The sequence below is a fragment of the Streptomyces sp. NPDC102278 genome, from assembly GCF_044766345.1.
GTDB lineage: Bacteria > Actinomycetota > Actinomycetes > Streptomycetales > Streptomycetaceae > Streptomyces.
This window is the reverse complement of sequence record NZ_JBIWLV010000006.1, coordinates 344,716-357,839: the sequence shown is the minus strand read 5'-3', so window position 1 is coordinate 357,839 and position 13,124 is coordinate 344,716. Positions and strand designations below refer to the sequence as shown.

General features: G+C 73.5%; 13 protein-coding genes and 1 pseudogene. 7 read left to right on the top strand and 7 right to left on the bottom strand.

Annotated features, from left to right (window positions below):
- Positions 1-45: 45 nt before the first annotated feature.
- From ACIRO3_RS18470 to ACIRO3_RS18460, 3 genes are read right to left on the bottom strand one after another with little or no spacing between them, the layout of a single operon-like run.
- Positions 46-735: a DNA polymerase beta superfamily protein gene (locus tag ACIRO3_RS18470; RefSeq protein ID WP_404137730.1), complete on the bottom strand. Its 690-nt coding sequence runs from the start codon at positions 733-735 to the stop codon at positions 46-48.
- 28 nt (positions 736-763) lie between these two features.
- A complete protein-coding gene (locus tag ACIRO3_RS18465; protein WP_361775524.1) occupies positions 764-1,228 on the bottom strand; it encodes a Rieske 2Fe-2S domain-containing protein in 465 nt (154 codons plus the stop codon).
- Between the two features lie 59 nt (positions 1,229-1,287).
- On the bottom strand, positions 1,288-1,677 hold the full coding sequence (locus tag ACIRO3_RS18460; RefSeq protein ID WP_404137727.1) for a DUF952 domain-containing protein: 390 nt from the start codon (positions 1,675-1,677) through the stop codon (positions 1,288-1,290).
- 131 nt (positions 1,678-1,808) lie between these two features.
- Here ACIRO3_RS18460 and ACIRO3_RS18455 point away from each other — a divergent pair.
- The 5 genes and pseudogenes from ACIRO3_RS18455 to der all read left to right on the top strand — a co-directional run.
- Positions 1,809-2,279, top strand: a pseudogene (locus ACIRO3_RS18455) (YidB family protein); the annotation flags it as partial.
- A gap of 296 nt (positions 2,280-2,575) precedes the next feature.
- Positions 2,576-3,664, top strand: coding sequence for a prephenate dehydrogenase (locus ACIRO3_RS18450; protein ID WP_361775515.1), 1,089 nt, complete (start codon positions 2,576-2,578; stop codon positions 3,662-3,664).
- 197 nt (positions 3,665-3,861) lie between these two features.
- Positions 3,862-4,596: a (d)CMP kinase gene (gene cmk / locus ACIRO3_RS18445; RefSeq protein ID WP_365999439.1), complete on the top strand. Its 735-nt coding sequence runs from the start codon at positions 3,862-3,864 to the stop codon at positions 4,594-4,596.
- Between the two features lie 56 nt (positions 4,597-4,652).
- Positions 4,653-5,240 carry a lysophospholipid acyltransferase family protein gene (locus ACIRO3_RS18440; protein ID WP_361775616.1) on the top strand — a complete coding sequence of 196 codons (588 nt, stop codon included), beginning with the start codon at positions 4,653-4,655 and terminating at the stop codon, positions 5,238-5,240.
- Between the two features lie 75 nt (positions 5,241-5,315).
- The gene (gene der, locus ACIRO3_RS18435) at positions 5,316-6,776 is read left to right on the top strand and encodes a ribosome biogenesis GTPase Der (RefSeq protein WP_361775509.1); all 1,461 of its coding nucleotides are present in this window, start codon (positions 5,316-5,318) and stop codon (positions 6,774-6,776) included.
- A gap of 26 nt (positions 6,777-6,802) precedes the next feature.
- On the opposite strand, the gene ACIRO3_RS18430 is transcribed toward der, so the two are convergent.
- Both ACIRO3_RS18430 and ACIRO3_RS18425 read right to left on the bottom strand, forming a co-directional pair.
- Positions 6,803-7,228 carry a hypothetical protein gene (locus ACIRO3_RS18430; RefSeq protein WP_404137724.1) on the bottom strand — a complete coding sequence of 142 codons (426 nt, stop codon included), beginning with the start codon at positions 7,226-7,228 and terminating at the stop codon, positions 6,803-6,805.
- 231 nt (positions 7,229-7,459) lie between these two features.
- Positions 7,460-8,266, bottom strand: a complete 807-nt coding sequence (locus tag ACIRO3_RS18425; RefSeq protein WP_361775613.1) for a hypothetical protein — start codon at positions 8,264-8,266, stop codon at positions 7,460-7,462.
- A 316-nt stretch (positions 8,267-8,582) separates the two neighbouring features.
- On the opposite strand from ACIRO3_RS18425, the gene ACIRO3_RS18420 reads away from it, so the two are divergent.
- A complete protein-coding gene (locus tag ACIRO3_RS18420; RefSeq protein WP_404137721.1) occupies positions 8,583-9,308 on the top strand; it encodes a transglycosylase family protein in 726 nt (241 codons plus the stop codon).
- A 53-nt stretch (positions 9,309-9,361) separates the two neighbouring features.
- A complete protein-coding gene (locus tag ACIRO3_RS18415) occupies positions 9,362-9,877 on the top strand; it encodes a hypothetical protein (protein ID WP_404137718.1) in 516 nt (171 codons plus the stop codon).
- 521 nt (positions 9,878-10,398) lie between these two features.
- On the opposite strand, the gene ACIRO3_RS18410 is transcribed toward ACIRO3_RS18415, so the two are convergent.
- Both ACIRO3_RS18410 and ACIRO3_RS18405 read right to left on the bottom strand, forming a co-directional pair.
- Positions 10,399-11,490: a phosphatase PAP2 family protein gene (locus ACIRO3_RS18410; protein ID WP_404137716.1), complete on the bottom strand. Its 1,092-nt coding sequence runs from the start codon at positions 11,488-11,490 to the stop codon at positions 10,399-10,401.
- 236 nt (positions 11,491-11,726) lie between these two features.
- Complete coding sequence (locus ACIRO3_RS18405; protein WP_404137713.1) at positions 11,727-12,842, bottom strand: glycosyltransferase family 39 protein; 1,116 nt, start codon at positions 12,840-12,842, stop codon at positions 11,727-11,729.
- Positions 12,843-13,124: the final 282 nt, after the last annotated feature.

Sequence of the window (13,124 nt, the reverse complement as noted above, 5' to 3'; positions counted from 1 at the left end):
GTCCCGACCCGGCCGGGGCGCGACCCGTACCGACCCCGGTCGGCCTCAGTGGGGCGCGGTCGCCGAACGCCGGCGGGCGCGGGCCAGGAAGTCCTCCACACGGGCGTGGTCCGGCCCCGCCGGCAGGGGACTGCCGGCGAGGGCCGCCTCCGCCTCCCCGGTCAGGCGGGCCATCCAGGAGTCCACCTCCGCCCAGCCCAGCTCACCGCGCCGCACCGCCAGGAAGCGCTCCCGGTCGGAACCGGCGTCGATCTCCAGGCGGCCCGTGCGCAGCAGGTCGCGACAGGACCGGAGCAGGCGCAGCAGGTGCATGGCGTGCTTCCAGCGCGGCGCCCCGTGGTTGCGGACGTCCGCGAGGAGCTTGCCGTGCTGGCCGGTCGCGTAGCGGGTGAACGTGACGTGGGCCCGGCGGGAGAGGAAGGCCCCCCGCAGGGAGAGGAGTTCCTCGCCGACCGGGGTGACCCGCTCCACCAGCGGGGAGTGCAGGCACTCCAGGATGTTCGGGTTGGCCCGCAGGGCCAGTTCGCAGAAGCGTTCCAGCTCCCAGGAGAACTCCTCGTCCCGCGGCCCGTCCACGTGCGTCGGGGGCTTCTCGAAGCGCCAGAACAGCGGGGTGGGGGCGAGGTAGACACCGCGCACGTCGGTGTCGCTCGCCTCCGTCGCCAGCCCGAACGCGCGGGAGCCCATCACGCAGGAGTAGATCGTGTGGTCCCGGACCAGGGTGAGGTCGTTCATCCCCGGAGGGTAGGCGGACGCTCCCGCGCTACGCGAGGGAGATTTCGCCGCCCGGGGACACGACGATCTTCTTCTCGGCGAGCCCGCGGGTGGCCGGACCCTTGGTCACGGCGCCGTCCGTGATCTCGAACTTGCTGCCGTGGCAGGGGCAGTCGATGCTGCCGTTCTCGACCTTGTTGACCAGGCACCCCTGGTGGGGACAGACGGCGGTGAAGCAGCGGAAGGACCCGGCCGTCGGCTGGGTCACCACGAGTTTCTCCTCCTTGAGGACGGTGCCGCCGCCGACCGGCACGGCCGAGGACTTCACCAGCGCGGCGCCCCCGGCCGAGGACCCGGCGGGCGAGGACCCGGCGGCCTGTGGGGTCGACCCGGTACCCACCTCGCTCGCGGGCTTCTCGGAGGACGAGCCGCACGCCGCGAGGGCGCCGCCCGTGAGGGCCACCGCCCCCGCCGCCAGAACGGTGCGCCGGGCGGTCCGTGTGGGGTCGCTCATGACTGTCTCCTCGCTGTGTGGCCAGGCTGGGCGAGCAGCATCCTGGCCTGCGGCGGGCTTCAGGAGAAGTCCGCCGCGCCAGGTTCTTCGCTGCCGTGCGGCGCGTGTCGGTCGCCCGACTGCCACGGTTCCCATGTGGCAGGAGTGCCGGGTGTACGCACCACCTCCCACACGCGTACCACCGCATCCCGGTTCAACGGGCCGTGGACATGGGGGTAGAGGCCGCCGGATTCACCCTCCCGGCGGACCTCGGCGGTCAGGGCCGCCTCGTCCAGCTCCACGGTCAGCAGGGTGCCGGGGGTGTCCCGGTAGTGGGCCTCGGTGATCGCAAGAGCCGTCGCGCGGTCCGCCGAACAGTGCACGAAACCCTCGGAATCGAGCGAGGCGGGGGCATACGGGAGCGAGGGCGCGGCCGTCCAGTCGGTGAGCGCGACGATGTGGAAGATCATGCCGATCGTTCTACCGCAGGCGCCGCGGGGGCGGCTTCGGTGACCGTGCGCCAAGTGGCGCCACGGGATGTTCCGGGTGAGATTGTCCCTGTCTCGAAGCCGGAGGCGCCGTACGAGCGCGGACCGGTCCCTCTCCGAAAGGCACGACCATGGCGGGTAACGACCTCGGCTCTCTCCTGGGCTCGCTCCTCGGCGGCGGCGGCGGCGGCAGCGGCGGCGGCCAGGCGGGTGGCGCCGGCGGCAACATCCTCGGCGCCCTGCTCGGCGCGCTCACCGGCGGTGGCGCCGGAGCCCAGGCGGCCGGAGGCGGCGGCGGCAACCCGCTCGGTGGGCTGCTGGACATGCTCACCAAGTCCGGACTCGTCGACCAGGCCCAGTCGTGGGTCGGCACCGGCGAGAACAAGGCCGTCACCGGCGCGCAGATCGCCGACGCGCTGCCGAACGAGACCCTCCAGAAGGTGGCCGACCAGGCGGGCGTCAGCCCCGAGCACGCCGCGGACCAGATCGCGCAGTCGCTCCCGCAGGCCGTGGACAAGCTGACCCCCGACGGATCGCTGCCCTCCGGGTCGCTGGAGGACATCATCAGGCAGCAGAAGCTCTAGGCCGTCTCTTTCGGATCTTGCCGGGGCCGCGGTGTCCGGTGCCGCCCCTGGCGGCGTTGTCGGGGCACCCGAGTACGTCCAGTACACGGGTGCCCCTCCGCCTTGCCAGGCACGGCACCGGACACCGCGCCCCCGACCGGCAAGATCCGAAAGAGACGGCCTGGTCCGGCCACAGCACCAGATCATCGCGCGAGGGCCCGGCGGTCGTCCCACGGGTCGGCCGCCGGGCCCTCGCGCCGCGCGCGCCGGCTACCCTGAGTCAGGCCCGCCGTCACGCGATCACCCTGGAGCAGCTCGTGAGAACCGCCGTCGTCATCGGAACCGGACTGATCGGCACCTCCGCGGCGCTCGCCCTGACCGCCCGCGGCATCACCGTGCACCTCGTCGACCACGACCCGGCGCAGGCGCGTACGGCCGCCTCCCTGGGCGGCGGCACGGACGAGGCCCCGGAGAACAAGGTGGACCTGGCGATCGTGGCCGTCCCGCCCGCCCACGTCGCCACCGCGCTCGCCGACGCGATCGGCCGGGACCTCGCCCGCGCCTACGTGGACGTGGCCAGCGTCAAGGGCGGCCCGCGGCGGGAACTCACGGCGATGGGTGTGGACGCGAGCGCCTACATCGGCACGCACCCGATGGCCGGCAAGGAGCGGTCCGGGCCGCTCGCCGCCACGGCCGACCTGTTCGAGGGCCGCCCGTGGGTGCTGACGCCGACCCGGGACACCGACCACGAGGTGTTGAACCTCGCGCTGGAACTCGTGGCGCTGTGCCGGGCCGTCCCGGTGGTGATGGACGCCGACGCCCACGACCGTGCGGTGGCCCTCGTCTCGCACACCCCGCAACTGGTGTCGAGCATGGTGGCCGCCCGGCTGGAGGAGGCCGACGAGACGGCGGTCCGACTGTGCGGGCAGGGCATCCGGGACGTGACGCGGATCGCGGCGTCCGACCCGCGGATGTGGGTGGAGATCCTCTCCGCGAACCCGGGGCCGGTGGCCGACGTCCTCTCCGGGATCGCCGCCGACCTGGAGGAGACGGTCGAGGCCCTGCGCGGGCTCCAGTCGGCCGACGAGGCCAAGCGCCGGGGCGGGGCCGCCGGGATCGAGGACGTGCTGCGGCGGGGCAACGCGGGCCGGGTCCGGGTCCCGGGCAAGCACGGCGCGGCGCCCATGGCGTACGAGACGGTCGGGGTGTTCATCAGCGACAAGCCGGGCGAGCTGGCGCGGATCTTCGCCGACGCCGGCCGGGCCGGGGTGAACATCGAGGACGTGCGGATCGAGCACGCGACGGGTCAACAGGCGGGACTCGTGCAGCTGATGGTGGAGCCCCGCGCGGTGGCGCCGCTGGAGGCCGAACTGCGCGGACGCGGCTGGGCGCTCCGCCAGCAGTAGCCCCGCCGGGCCGCCGCCGGCGCCGCCCCGGCACCCGGCCGCGGCCCCGCCCCACACCGGTCACCGCCCCGCGCCGGCCGCCCGCGGAGCCCCGTCCCGCCCGGGCGGGACGGGGAGCGGCCAGGGCCCGGTAACCTGGGGAGGGGCGCTATTGGCGCGCCCGGACACGTACGCGCAACCAGGAAGGTGTCCGCACCGTGGAAACCGCAGCTCCGTCCGCCGTGATCGTCGCCATCGACGGTCCCTCCGGCACGGGCAAGTCCAGCACCTCCAAGGCCGTGGCCGCCAAGCTCGGGCTGCGCTACCTGGACACCGGTGCCCAGTACCGGGCCATCACCTGGTGGATGATCACCAACGGCGTCGACATCGACGACCCGCGGGCCATCGCCCTCGCCGCGGACAAGCCCGCCATCGTGTCCGGCACGGACCCGTCCGCGCCCACCATCACCGTCGACGGACTGGACGCCTCCGGCCCCATCCGCACCCGGGACGTCACCTCCAAGGTCAGCGCCGTCAGCGCCGTCCCCGAGGTGCGCGCCCTGATCACCCGACTCCAACGCTCGATCGCGGCCGACGCGGCCGAGAGCGCCGAGGGCATCGTCGTGGAGGGCCGGGACATCGGCACCACGGTCCTGCCCGACGCCGACCTCAAGGTCTTCCTGACGGCCTCGGCCGAGGCCCGCGCCGCCCGCCGCAGCGGCGAGCTGCGCGGCAAGGAGGCCGCGGACCTCGCGGCCACCAGGGAAGCCCTGATCAAGCGGGACGCGGCCGATTCCGGGCGGAAGACCTCCCCGCTGGCCAAGGCCGACGACGCGGTCGAGGTGGACACCACCGAGCTCACGCTCGACCAGGTCATCGAATGCGTGGTGACGCTGGTCGCGGAGCGGCAGAGCGCGGCCGAGGACGCCGGGGAGCGGGCGGGTCGCCAGTGAGCAGAGCGCCCTCCCTCAAGGGTGCGGCGGTCGGCCGGAGGATCGGCATCGGGCTGATGTACGGGCTGTGGAAGCCGCGCGTACTGGGAGCCTGGAAGGTGCCCGCGAAGGGCCCCGTCATCCTCGCCGTGAACCACTCCCACAACATAGACGGGCCCATGGTGATGGGGACCGCGCCGCGACCGCTGCACTTCCTGATCAAGAAGGAAGCGTACGTGGGTCCCCTCGGCCCGTTCCTCGACGGCATCGGGCAGGTCAAGGTCGACCGCGCCGGCGCCGACCGCGCCGCCATCGGCCGCGCCCTCGGCGTGCTCGACAACGGCGGGGCCCTGGGGATCTTCCCCGAGGGCACCCGGGGCGAGGGCGACTTCGCCTCGCTCCGCGCCGGCCTCGCCTACTTCGCGGTGCGCAGCGGCGCGCCCATCGTGCCCGTCGCCGTGCTCGGCAGCACCGAGAGCCGCGGCCGGCTCGTGAAGGGCCTGCCGGCCCTCAAGAGCCGCGTCGACGTGGTCTTCGGCTCGGCCTTCGACGCCGGAGACGGCACGGGCCGCCGCACGCGCACCGCCTTGGACGAGGCCACCGTACGCATCCAGGACCGGCTGACCGCCCACCTGGCCGACGCCAAGCGCCTCACCGGGCGCTGAGCGAGACTTGACCCAGTAGTGGAACCGCGCCGCGCGGGTACCACCGATCACCACGAACGACGAGGAACGGACTTCATGAACGACCAGCACGACCACGGAGCACTTGGCGACGCCGAGTACGCGGAGTTCATGGAGCTCGCCGCGGAAGAAGGCTTCGACGTCGAGGACGTCGAAGGCGCCCTGGAGGAGGCGGGCCACGGCCCGCTGCCCGTCCTCGCCGTCGTCGGCCGGCCGAACGTCGGCAAGTCGACCCTGGTGAACCGCATCATCGGCCGCCGCGAGGCCGTCGTCGAGGACAAGCCGGGTGTCACCCGCGACCGCGTCACCTACGAGGCCGAATGGGCCGGCCGTCGCTTCAAGGTCGTCGACACCGGCGGCTGGGAGCAGGACGTCCTCGGCATCGACGCCGCCGTCGCCGCCCAGGCCGAGTACGCCATCGAGAGCGCCGACGCGGTCGTCTTCGTCGTGGACGCCAAGGTCGGCGCCACCGACACCGACGAGGCCGTCGTCCGGCTGCTGCGCCGGGCCGGCAAGCCCGTCGTGCTCTGCGCCAACAAGGTCGACGGCCAGAGCGGCGAGTCCGACGCGGCGTCCCTGTGGTCGCTGGGCCTCGGCCTGCCGCACCCGGTCTCCTCCCTGCACGGCCGCGGCACCGGCGACATGCTCGACGCCGTACTGGAGGCCCTCCCAGAGGCGCCCGCGCAGACCTTCGGCACCGCGATCGGCGGCCCCCGCCGCATCGCGCTGATCGGCCGCCCCAACGTCGGCAAGTCCTCGCTCCTGAACAAGGTCGCGAAGGAGGACCGGGTCGTCGTCAACGAACTGGCCGGCACCACCCGCGACCCGGTCGACGAACTGATCCAACTCGGCGGAGTCGTCTGGAAGTTCGTGGACACCGCGGGCATCCGCAAGAAGGTCCACCTCCAGCAGGGCGCCGACTACTACGCCTCGCTGCGCACGGCCGCCGCCGTGGAGAAGGCGGAGGTCGCGGTCATCCTGATCGACTCGACCGAGACCATCAGCGTCCAGGACCAGCGCATCATCACCATGGCCGTCGAGGCGGGCCGCGCGGTCGTGATCGCGTACAACAAGTGGGACGAACTCGACGAGGAGCGCCGCTACTACCTGGAGCGCGAGATCGAGACGGAGATGCAGCAGGTCGCCTGGGCGCCCCGTGTCAACGTCTCGGCGCTCACCGGCCGCCACATGGAGAAGCTGGTCCCGGCGATCGAGGCCGCGCTGGCGGGCTGGGAGACGCGCATCCCCACCGGTCGGCTGAACGCCTTCCTCGGCGAGGTCGTCGCCGCCCACCCGCACCCGATCCGCGGCGGCAAGCAGCCCCGCATCCTGTTCGGGACCCAGGCGGGAAGCAAGCCGCCGCGCTTCGTCCTCTTCGCCTCCGGCTTCCTGGAGCACGGCTACCGCCGCTTCATCGAGCGTCGGCTGCGCGAGGAGTTCGGTTTCGAGGGCACCCCGATCCACATTTCGGTACGGGTGCGCGAGAAGCGCGGCGCGCAGTACAAGAAGAAGAAGTAGGCGTACGCGCAGATGTGCCGCCGGGGTCAGTAGCCCCGGCGGGGAGCGGGCGGCAGGGCCGCCGGGACGTGTTGCATCCCGGTCTGGTGCTGGCGCCCGTTGGCGTATCCGTGACCGGAACCCGCGGAGTGCGCGTACGAGGGCAGCGGGGCCGGCGTGTACGGAGCGGGGAGCGAGGCCGGGGCGGGCAGCGAGGCCGGGGCGTACGGGGCGGGCTGCCAGGGGTCCGTCTGCTGCCAGGAGGGCGTGCTCCAGGCCGCCGCGTACGAGCCGCTTCCCGCGAATCCGCCGTGACCGCCACCGTACGAGAAGGCCGTGAAGCCCAGGTCCTCCTCGCCCGTACGGTCGCCCGGCAGGGCCCGGAAGGCGCGCAGGTACTCCGAGTACAGCGTGTCGTAGATCGGGGTGTGCGAGGCGACCGGGGCGATGTCCCGATCCCGGGAGGGGCGCATCGGGGGGACGGTGATCGGATGGGACGGGGCGCGGGAGACGTCGTGTGAATGCACGTATCAGCCAACGAACCCGGGGCCCTGCGGATGCGGGGTGAGCGGGGAGGAAAACGCAGATCGCCGGGGGTGCGCGGGACGGACCGCGCACCCCCGGCGCATGCGGTCCGACCCCTTCGACGGGGGTGGGTGACCGTTTCGGCGGGGAGGAGGGGACGAGCGGGAAGGGCGCGGGAATCAGGCGCCCGGAGTGCCGGCCAGGGGCATCGAGGCGGCCACCAGTTGGCCGTTGGCGGCGGCCTTGTCGAGGGCGTCGCGGAGCAGGTCCTCGCGGGGCTGCTGGCCGATGGAGCCGACCGGGGCCGCGTAGATGAGCACGCGCTGGGTCTTGTTGACGGCGGCACGCCAGCCGTCGGTCACGGACAGTGCCTGGTGCGCCTGCCACCAGTGGATCGGACTGCCGCCGGCCGGGCCGGGCTGGAGCACGGCGTGCAGCTGCCCCGCGGCGAGGAGGACCGACCAGCCGGCCAGCGGTGAGGGGAGCTGCTTGGTGTCGGTGACCGGGATGAAGCCCTGTTCGATGAGGAGCGGAAGGAAGTCGTCGCCGGGGCCGGTGGTACCGGGGCGGGCGATGGGGGCGGTCGGCTCGACGACGAGCGCGGGGTGCAGCTCGTTGTCGATCAGGACCAGCCCGCTGGTGATGCCGAGGACGGCCTGACCGCCGGGCACGGACTGGGGGGCGCCGGGGGCGACCGGGGAGGGGGCGGCCGCCGGACCGTCGCCGGTGATGCTGGCGACGGCGCCCTGGAGCTGGGCCTCGGGGACGGAGACCACCTGGGAGGGGATGCAGGTGGCGTGGGCGAAGGCGAGGACCGCGGTCTCCTCGCCGACGAACAGCACGGTGCTGGTGCGGTCGCTCTCGGGGTTGCCGGGGGTGCGGCAGGAGGTGCAGTCGTAACTGCCCGGCGCGTCGTCGCCGACGAGCAGCCTGTCGGCTTCTTCGTCACCGATCTCGGCACGTACCTCATCACTGACGTCGAGCATGCGCGGCACGGGGTGGCTCCTCGGACTAGGCGAGCGGGGGCCGGGGGGTCCCGGCTCGCCGGGCACAACGCAGGAGCGGCGGGCTGGGTCACGCCGTTTGAGGGAACGGAATCGAACCGGCCACCCGGGAGGGTGAACGGCCCGCCCGGGCCTTTGCTTTCGTGCCAACTCTTTTCTCTTTGTGCTCAGTTGCCGGTCGTGGCCGGTCACGGCCGGTCGGTTCGCGGGAGACCGGGGAGCGGCCGTCCGGGTGGGCGGCGGGGGCGGCCGCGTGGCGGGTCCGCGAGGTCCGCGGCAGGCCCCGTAGCGTGACCCGATGCCCAAGCTCCGGATCCGGTGGGTCGCCCCGGCGACCGCGGTCTTCGCCGCGCTGGCGTTCGTCCCCCCGTCCCACGCCGCCGCGGCACCACCGCCGCCGGCCCCCGGCCCCGCCGGCTCGGCGCGTCCCGGCTCCCCCGGGATGGTGGGGAACGGTCCGGGGGACTGCGGCCCGGCAGGAGAGTGGCCCTGGGACTGCGTGGCCGACTGCGAGAGCAGCGGACGGTGGGCGGTCAACACGGGCAACGGGTTCTACGGCGGGCTCCAGTTCCGGCAGCCGACCTGGGAGGAGCACGGGGGGTTGCTGTTCGCGCCACGGGCCGACCTGGCGAGCAGGGAGCAGCAGATCCGGGTCGCCGAGAACGTGCTGGGCACCCAGGGGTGGGAGGCCTGGCCGGTGTGCGCGAAGCGGTACGGGCTGGCCGGGCGGATGCACGTGGTGCGGGCCGGGGAGTCGCTGCACTCGATCGCCCGCGAGCGCCGGGTGCGGGGCGGCTGGCAGGCGCTGTACGAGGCGAACCGGGCCCTCATCGGTCCGACGCCGGCGGCGCTGGTGGTCGGCACGCGGCTGACCCTCCCCGCCCCGGAACCGGCGCGCCCGGCGCCGCTCCCCGCGCCGCCCGGCGCCACCGCGAAACCGCAGGCCCCGCCGGCCGGGGCGGCTGCGACGGTGGGCGCACCCCCGCCGGGCAGGCCCCCGGGCCCGCCGCCCGGACCGCGCTGACGGCGCCGGGGGCATTTCTTGCGGGCGGCCGGGAACGCGCCGACCCTGGAGGCATGAGCGGACACGGACACCCCCGCGCCGTCGCCTGGGCGGCGGCAGCGACGCTCCTCCTGGTACCCGCCACCGCCTGCTCCGCCGGGGCGAGCGCGGACGGCGCCGCCGGCGCCTCGTCGGCCCTCGCGACCGCGACGGCGACCCGGGCGGAAGGCCCCGCGGACCCGTCGGCGGCCAAGGCGCTGATCGAGAAGAACTGGGCCGCGTTCTTCGACCCCTCGGTCTCCGTCGACCGGAAGGTCGAGCTCCTCCAGAACGGCGGCCCGCTCAAGCCGCTGCTCGCCGCCGTCGCGGGCGATTCCAGGGCCGCCGCCGTGTCCTCGGAGGTCACCGAGGTCGCCTTCACCTCGCCCACCGGGGCCGAGGTCACGTACGACCTGCTCGTCAGCGGCTTCCCGGTGCTCTCCGACACCAAGGGGGGCGCCGTCCTGGAGGACGGCGTCTGGAAGGTCTCCCTCACCTCTCTCTGCGCACTGGTCGAGCTCGGCGGCGACCTCGCCGTCCCGGGCTGCTGACGGACGGAGCCGTCCGCCGCGCACCGGGCCGGTGAACCCGGGCGTACGCGTGATTCACATCGTGGTGATCGGGTGTGAGTTCGACGTCGTCGAGCCGGGGGAGCAGACCGGGCGGATCCGGGCTCCCCGGGAGCTTGTCGATCGATCGGTGAAGAAGGCCGCAAGGAAGCTGACGGGGGTTCAGTCGGACTCCTTCGGCGGCTCTCCGGCAATCCGCGGGCGGGAATTCGGGGGCTCCGGAGCGGAATGGGAAACAGACTTCGCGGCGGGCGTGTCGTGGGCCGGAAAGGAATGCCCCGGGCCCCTTACAGGCCGCTTCCCGGTAAGGAAGCCAGGACAAAGGACTGTCGACAATCCGTGACACAAGCGTGACCCGGTACGGAGGAACCTCAGGGCGCAATGCTGACGGACCGGGCATATGAACGACAGCGGCGGGCCGGTTCGGTGAACCGGCCCGCCGTGCTGGGGGCGATGTCGCGGGAGGGGCTGTGCGTACCGCCCCGCGAGGTGGTGGCGGGCGGCTAGCCGCCCGCGATCGGCCGTGCCGCCGCACCCCGGGCGGCGGAGCGCTCGGTGTGCGGCGGCCGGCGGCTGCCGGCCGGGGTGACCGGGGTCCGCTCGGACCGGATCACGTGCGGGCGGGTGGTCAGGTGCGCGGCCGGCCGGGGGGTCGGGCCGTGGCCGGACGGGGCGTTGGCGGCGGGCCGGCCGGCGGCCTGCGCCTGCGGGTCGGCGGGAGCGGCGGCCGGGACGGGCGCCGGGTACTCGGCGTTCCGCCGCAGCTGCCACTTGCCGCCCGCGGAGAGCAGCGGGGTGAGCGCGGCGGCGACCGGCTCGGAGACCCGGCCCTCCTCCAGGCGGCGGCGCAGCAGTTCGCGCAGCTCGAAGACGTACGCCTCGGCCCGGGCGACCAGCGGCTCGAACCAGGGCAGCGCCAGCAGGATCAGCAGGCCGGCGGTCCAGCCGAGCAGTACGTCGCTCACCCAGTGGGTGCCGAGGTACACGGTGGTGGCGCCGACGCTCAGCGAGACGACCGCGGACACCACGGACAGCACCCGCCGGGTGACCACGGTGGAAGCCAGGTAGGCCAGGATTCCCCAGGTCACGACGGCGTTGGCGGTGTGGCCGGAAGGAAATATATCGCCGCCCGCGAAGAGCTCGGCGGAGCCGATCTCGGTCGCGTAGTGCGGGCCGAGCCGGCCGAGACCGATCTTCACGGCGCCGACGGTCACGTTCAGCAGGAGCAGCGCCACGCCGAGGGTGATCAGCGGCCGGAGGGTGTGCTGCCGCCAGGAGCGCCAGCCGAGCCAGGCCGCGACCATGACCGCGGTGGGTCCGCGCTGACCGAGTACGACGAGGTAGTCGAGGAAGGCGTGCAGCTGCGGCCACTGCTCGTAGGGCCGGAAGAACATGATCTGCCAGTCCAACCGGACGAGCCAGGACGTGGTCAACACGGCGACCACGATCGCGAGATAGAACGCGAGCGTGGAACCGAGGAGCACGACGCGGTGCCGGCTCATCCGCGGAGTTTGCAGATGAGCCGGTCGCTCTGGTTCCCGGTCGAGCCGGGCGAAGACCCGCTCGAGACGGGTCAGCATATGGTCGGTACGCACTCAATCGACGTTACCGCGCGTCGAAGCTCGGCCCGGTCGAATCGCCGGCTTTGTGATGACCATGTGATGTGGACTTGGTCTCACGCGGTACTTAATTCCCGTTATTCCACTGTCGATTGAAACGCCCGCAGGGCGATTATCGACCCACTTACCGGTCGTTTATCGCCGCAGGTCATTTACTTTACTCAAGCATGGAGGGGAATGATCCCTTCCGTGACCGCCGGCCCCGGCCGGGCTCACGGAGGCCCCGAGCCGTTGAGCCAGAACGCCCCGTACACCGCGGAGGCGGCGGCCACCGCGGCCAACGCCGCGACCGCCCGTCCGGTCCGCAGCCGGGCCAGCGCCGCAGCCACCGGCAGCATCAGCGGGAAGGCGGGCAGCAGCAGCCGGGGCTTGGACCCGAAGTACCCGGACGCGCACAGCGCCAGCGCCACCACGAGCCCGCAGTAGACGAGCAGGGCCGCGGGCTGGCGTTGCCGTACGCACAGTCGGTACAGCCACAGCACCAGTGCCACCCCCGCGATCAGTGCGATCCCGGCGGGGAACGCCGGCGAGGCCAGCCGGGCCCCGATGAAGCGGGCGAACGCCCAGCCCCCGTCGAAGCCGTTGCCCCAGCCGCCCTGCACGTCGAGGTAGCCCAGGAGGCCGTCGCCGGTGCGCGCCCCGACCCACAGCACGTACGCCGCCGCGCCGAGCGGGGCCAGCAGGACGCCCGCCGCCATCCGCCAGGACCGCTCCCCGCGCCGCAGGGCCAGTACCGCCGCCACCCACACCGCCGCGACCACGGCGGCGCCGACCGGGCGGGTCAGCCCGGCCGCCGCGGCGAGCAGGCCCGCCGTGAGCCAGTGGCCGCGCAGGACCCCGTACAGGGCCCAGGCCGCGAGGGCGGTGAACAACGACTCGCTGTACGCCATGGACTGCACGATCCCGACCGGCAGCGCCGCCCAGGCGGCGACGGCCAAGACCCCGACCCGGCGGCCGTACAGCGAGTCGGCGACCGCGAAGATCCCCCAGGCCGCCGCGAGCCCCGCCACCGCGGAGACCACCAGGCCGGCCGAGCCGTACGAGAGGCCGGTCACCGTCGCCACCAGGCGCTCCAGCCAGGGCAGCAGCGGAAAGAAGGCCAGGTTGGAATGGACGTCGCCGTTCGGCAGGACCACCTCGTACCCGTAGCCCCCGGCGGCGATCCGGGCGTACCAGAGCGAGTCCCAGCGCGCCGACAGCAGGGTGTGCGGGCTGCTGTCGACCGCCGCCCCCCACAGCGCGAGCACGGTCAGCCCGAGCAGCCTGACCGCCGCGAAAGCCGCCAGGGCGGGCGCGACCCGACGAAATCCAAGATCCTTCACGGACATGATTATCGACGCCGGCCCACCCGGCGCCGGACCACGACCACGGGCCGTGAGCAGGCGTGTACACGGGGGAGGGGAGGGGGGGCGGGGCGAGTGGCACACACCACACGACGGCCGCCGCCGGGATGAGAGCTTGACCACGTGTGGGTCAAACGAACTCGCGTACGCTGACCGTTCACTCGCGTGTCGATGCCGGACCCCGCAGGACGCCGCACCCCCGCACCACCCCCGTGGCTCCACACGACGCCGGTCCGCCGAGTGCGAGGGATCACCTGGGAGGTACAT

Excerpts from the sequence above, each read along its gene's own strand:
- ACIRO3_RS18465 (WP_361775524.1), bottom strand. The coding sequence starts at position 1,228 with ATGAGCGACCCCACACGGACCGCCCGGCGCACCGTTCTGGCGGCGGGG.
- ACIRO3_RS18420 (WP_404137721.1), top strand. The coding sequence starts at position 8,583 with ATGCCCAAGCTCCGGATCCGGTGGGTCGCCCCGGCGACCGCGGTCTTC.
- der (WP_361775509.1), top strand. The coding sequence starts at position 5,316 with ATGAACGACCAGCACGACCACGGAGCACTTGGCGACGCCGAGTACGCG.
- ACIRO3_RS18425 (WP_361775613.1), bottom strand. The coding sequence starts at position 8,266 with ATGCTCGACGTCAGTGATGAGGTACGTGCCGAGATCGGTGACGAAGAA.
- ACIRO3_RS18470 (WP_404137730.1), bottom strand. The coding sequence starts at position 735 with ATGAACGACCTCACCCTGGTCCGGGACCACACGATCTACTCCTGCGTG.
- ACIRO3_RS18430 (WP_404137724.1), bottom strand. The coding sequence starts at position 7,228 with ATGCGCCCCTCCCGGGATCGGGACATCGCCCCGGTCGCCTCGCACACC.
- ACIRO3_RS18440 (WP_361775616.1), top strand. The coding sequence starts at position 4,653 with ATGTACGGGCTGTGGAAGCCGCGCGTACTGGGAGCCTGGAAGGTGCCC.
- ACIRO3_RS18415 (WP_404137718.1), top strand. The coding sequence starts at position 9,362 with ATGAGCGGACACGGACACCCCCGCGCCGTCGCCTGGGCGGCGGCAGCG.
- ACIRO3_RS18405 (WP_404137713.1), bottom strand. The coding sequence starts at position 12,842 with ATGTCCGTGAAGGATCTTGGATTTCGTCGGGTCGCGCCCGCCCTGGCG.
- ACIRO3_RS18460 (WP_404137727.1), bottom strand. The coding sequence starts at position 1,677 with ATGATCTTCCACATCGTCGCGCTCACCGACTGGACGGCCGCGCCCTCG.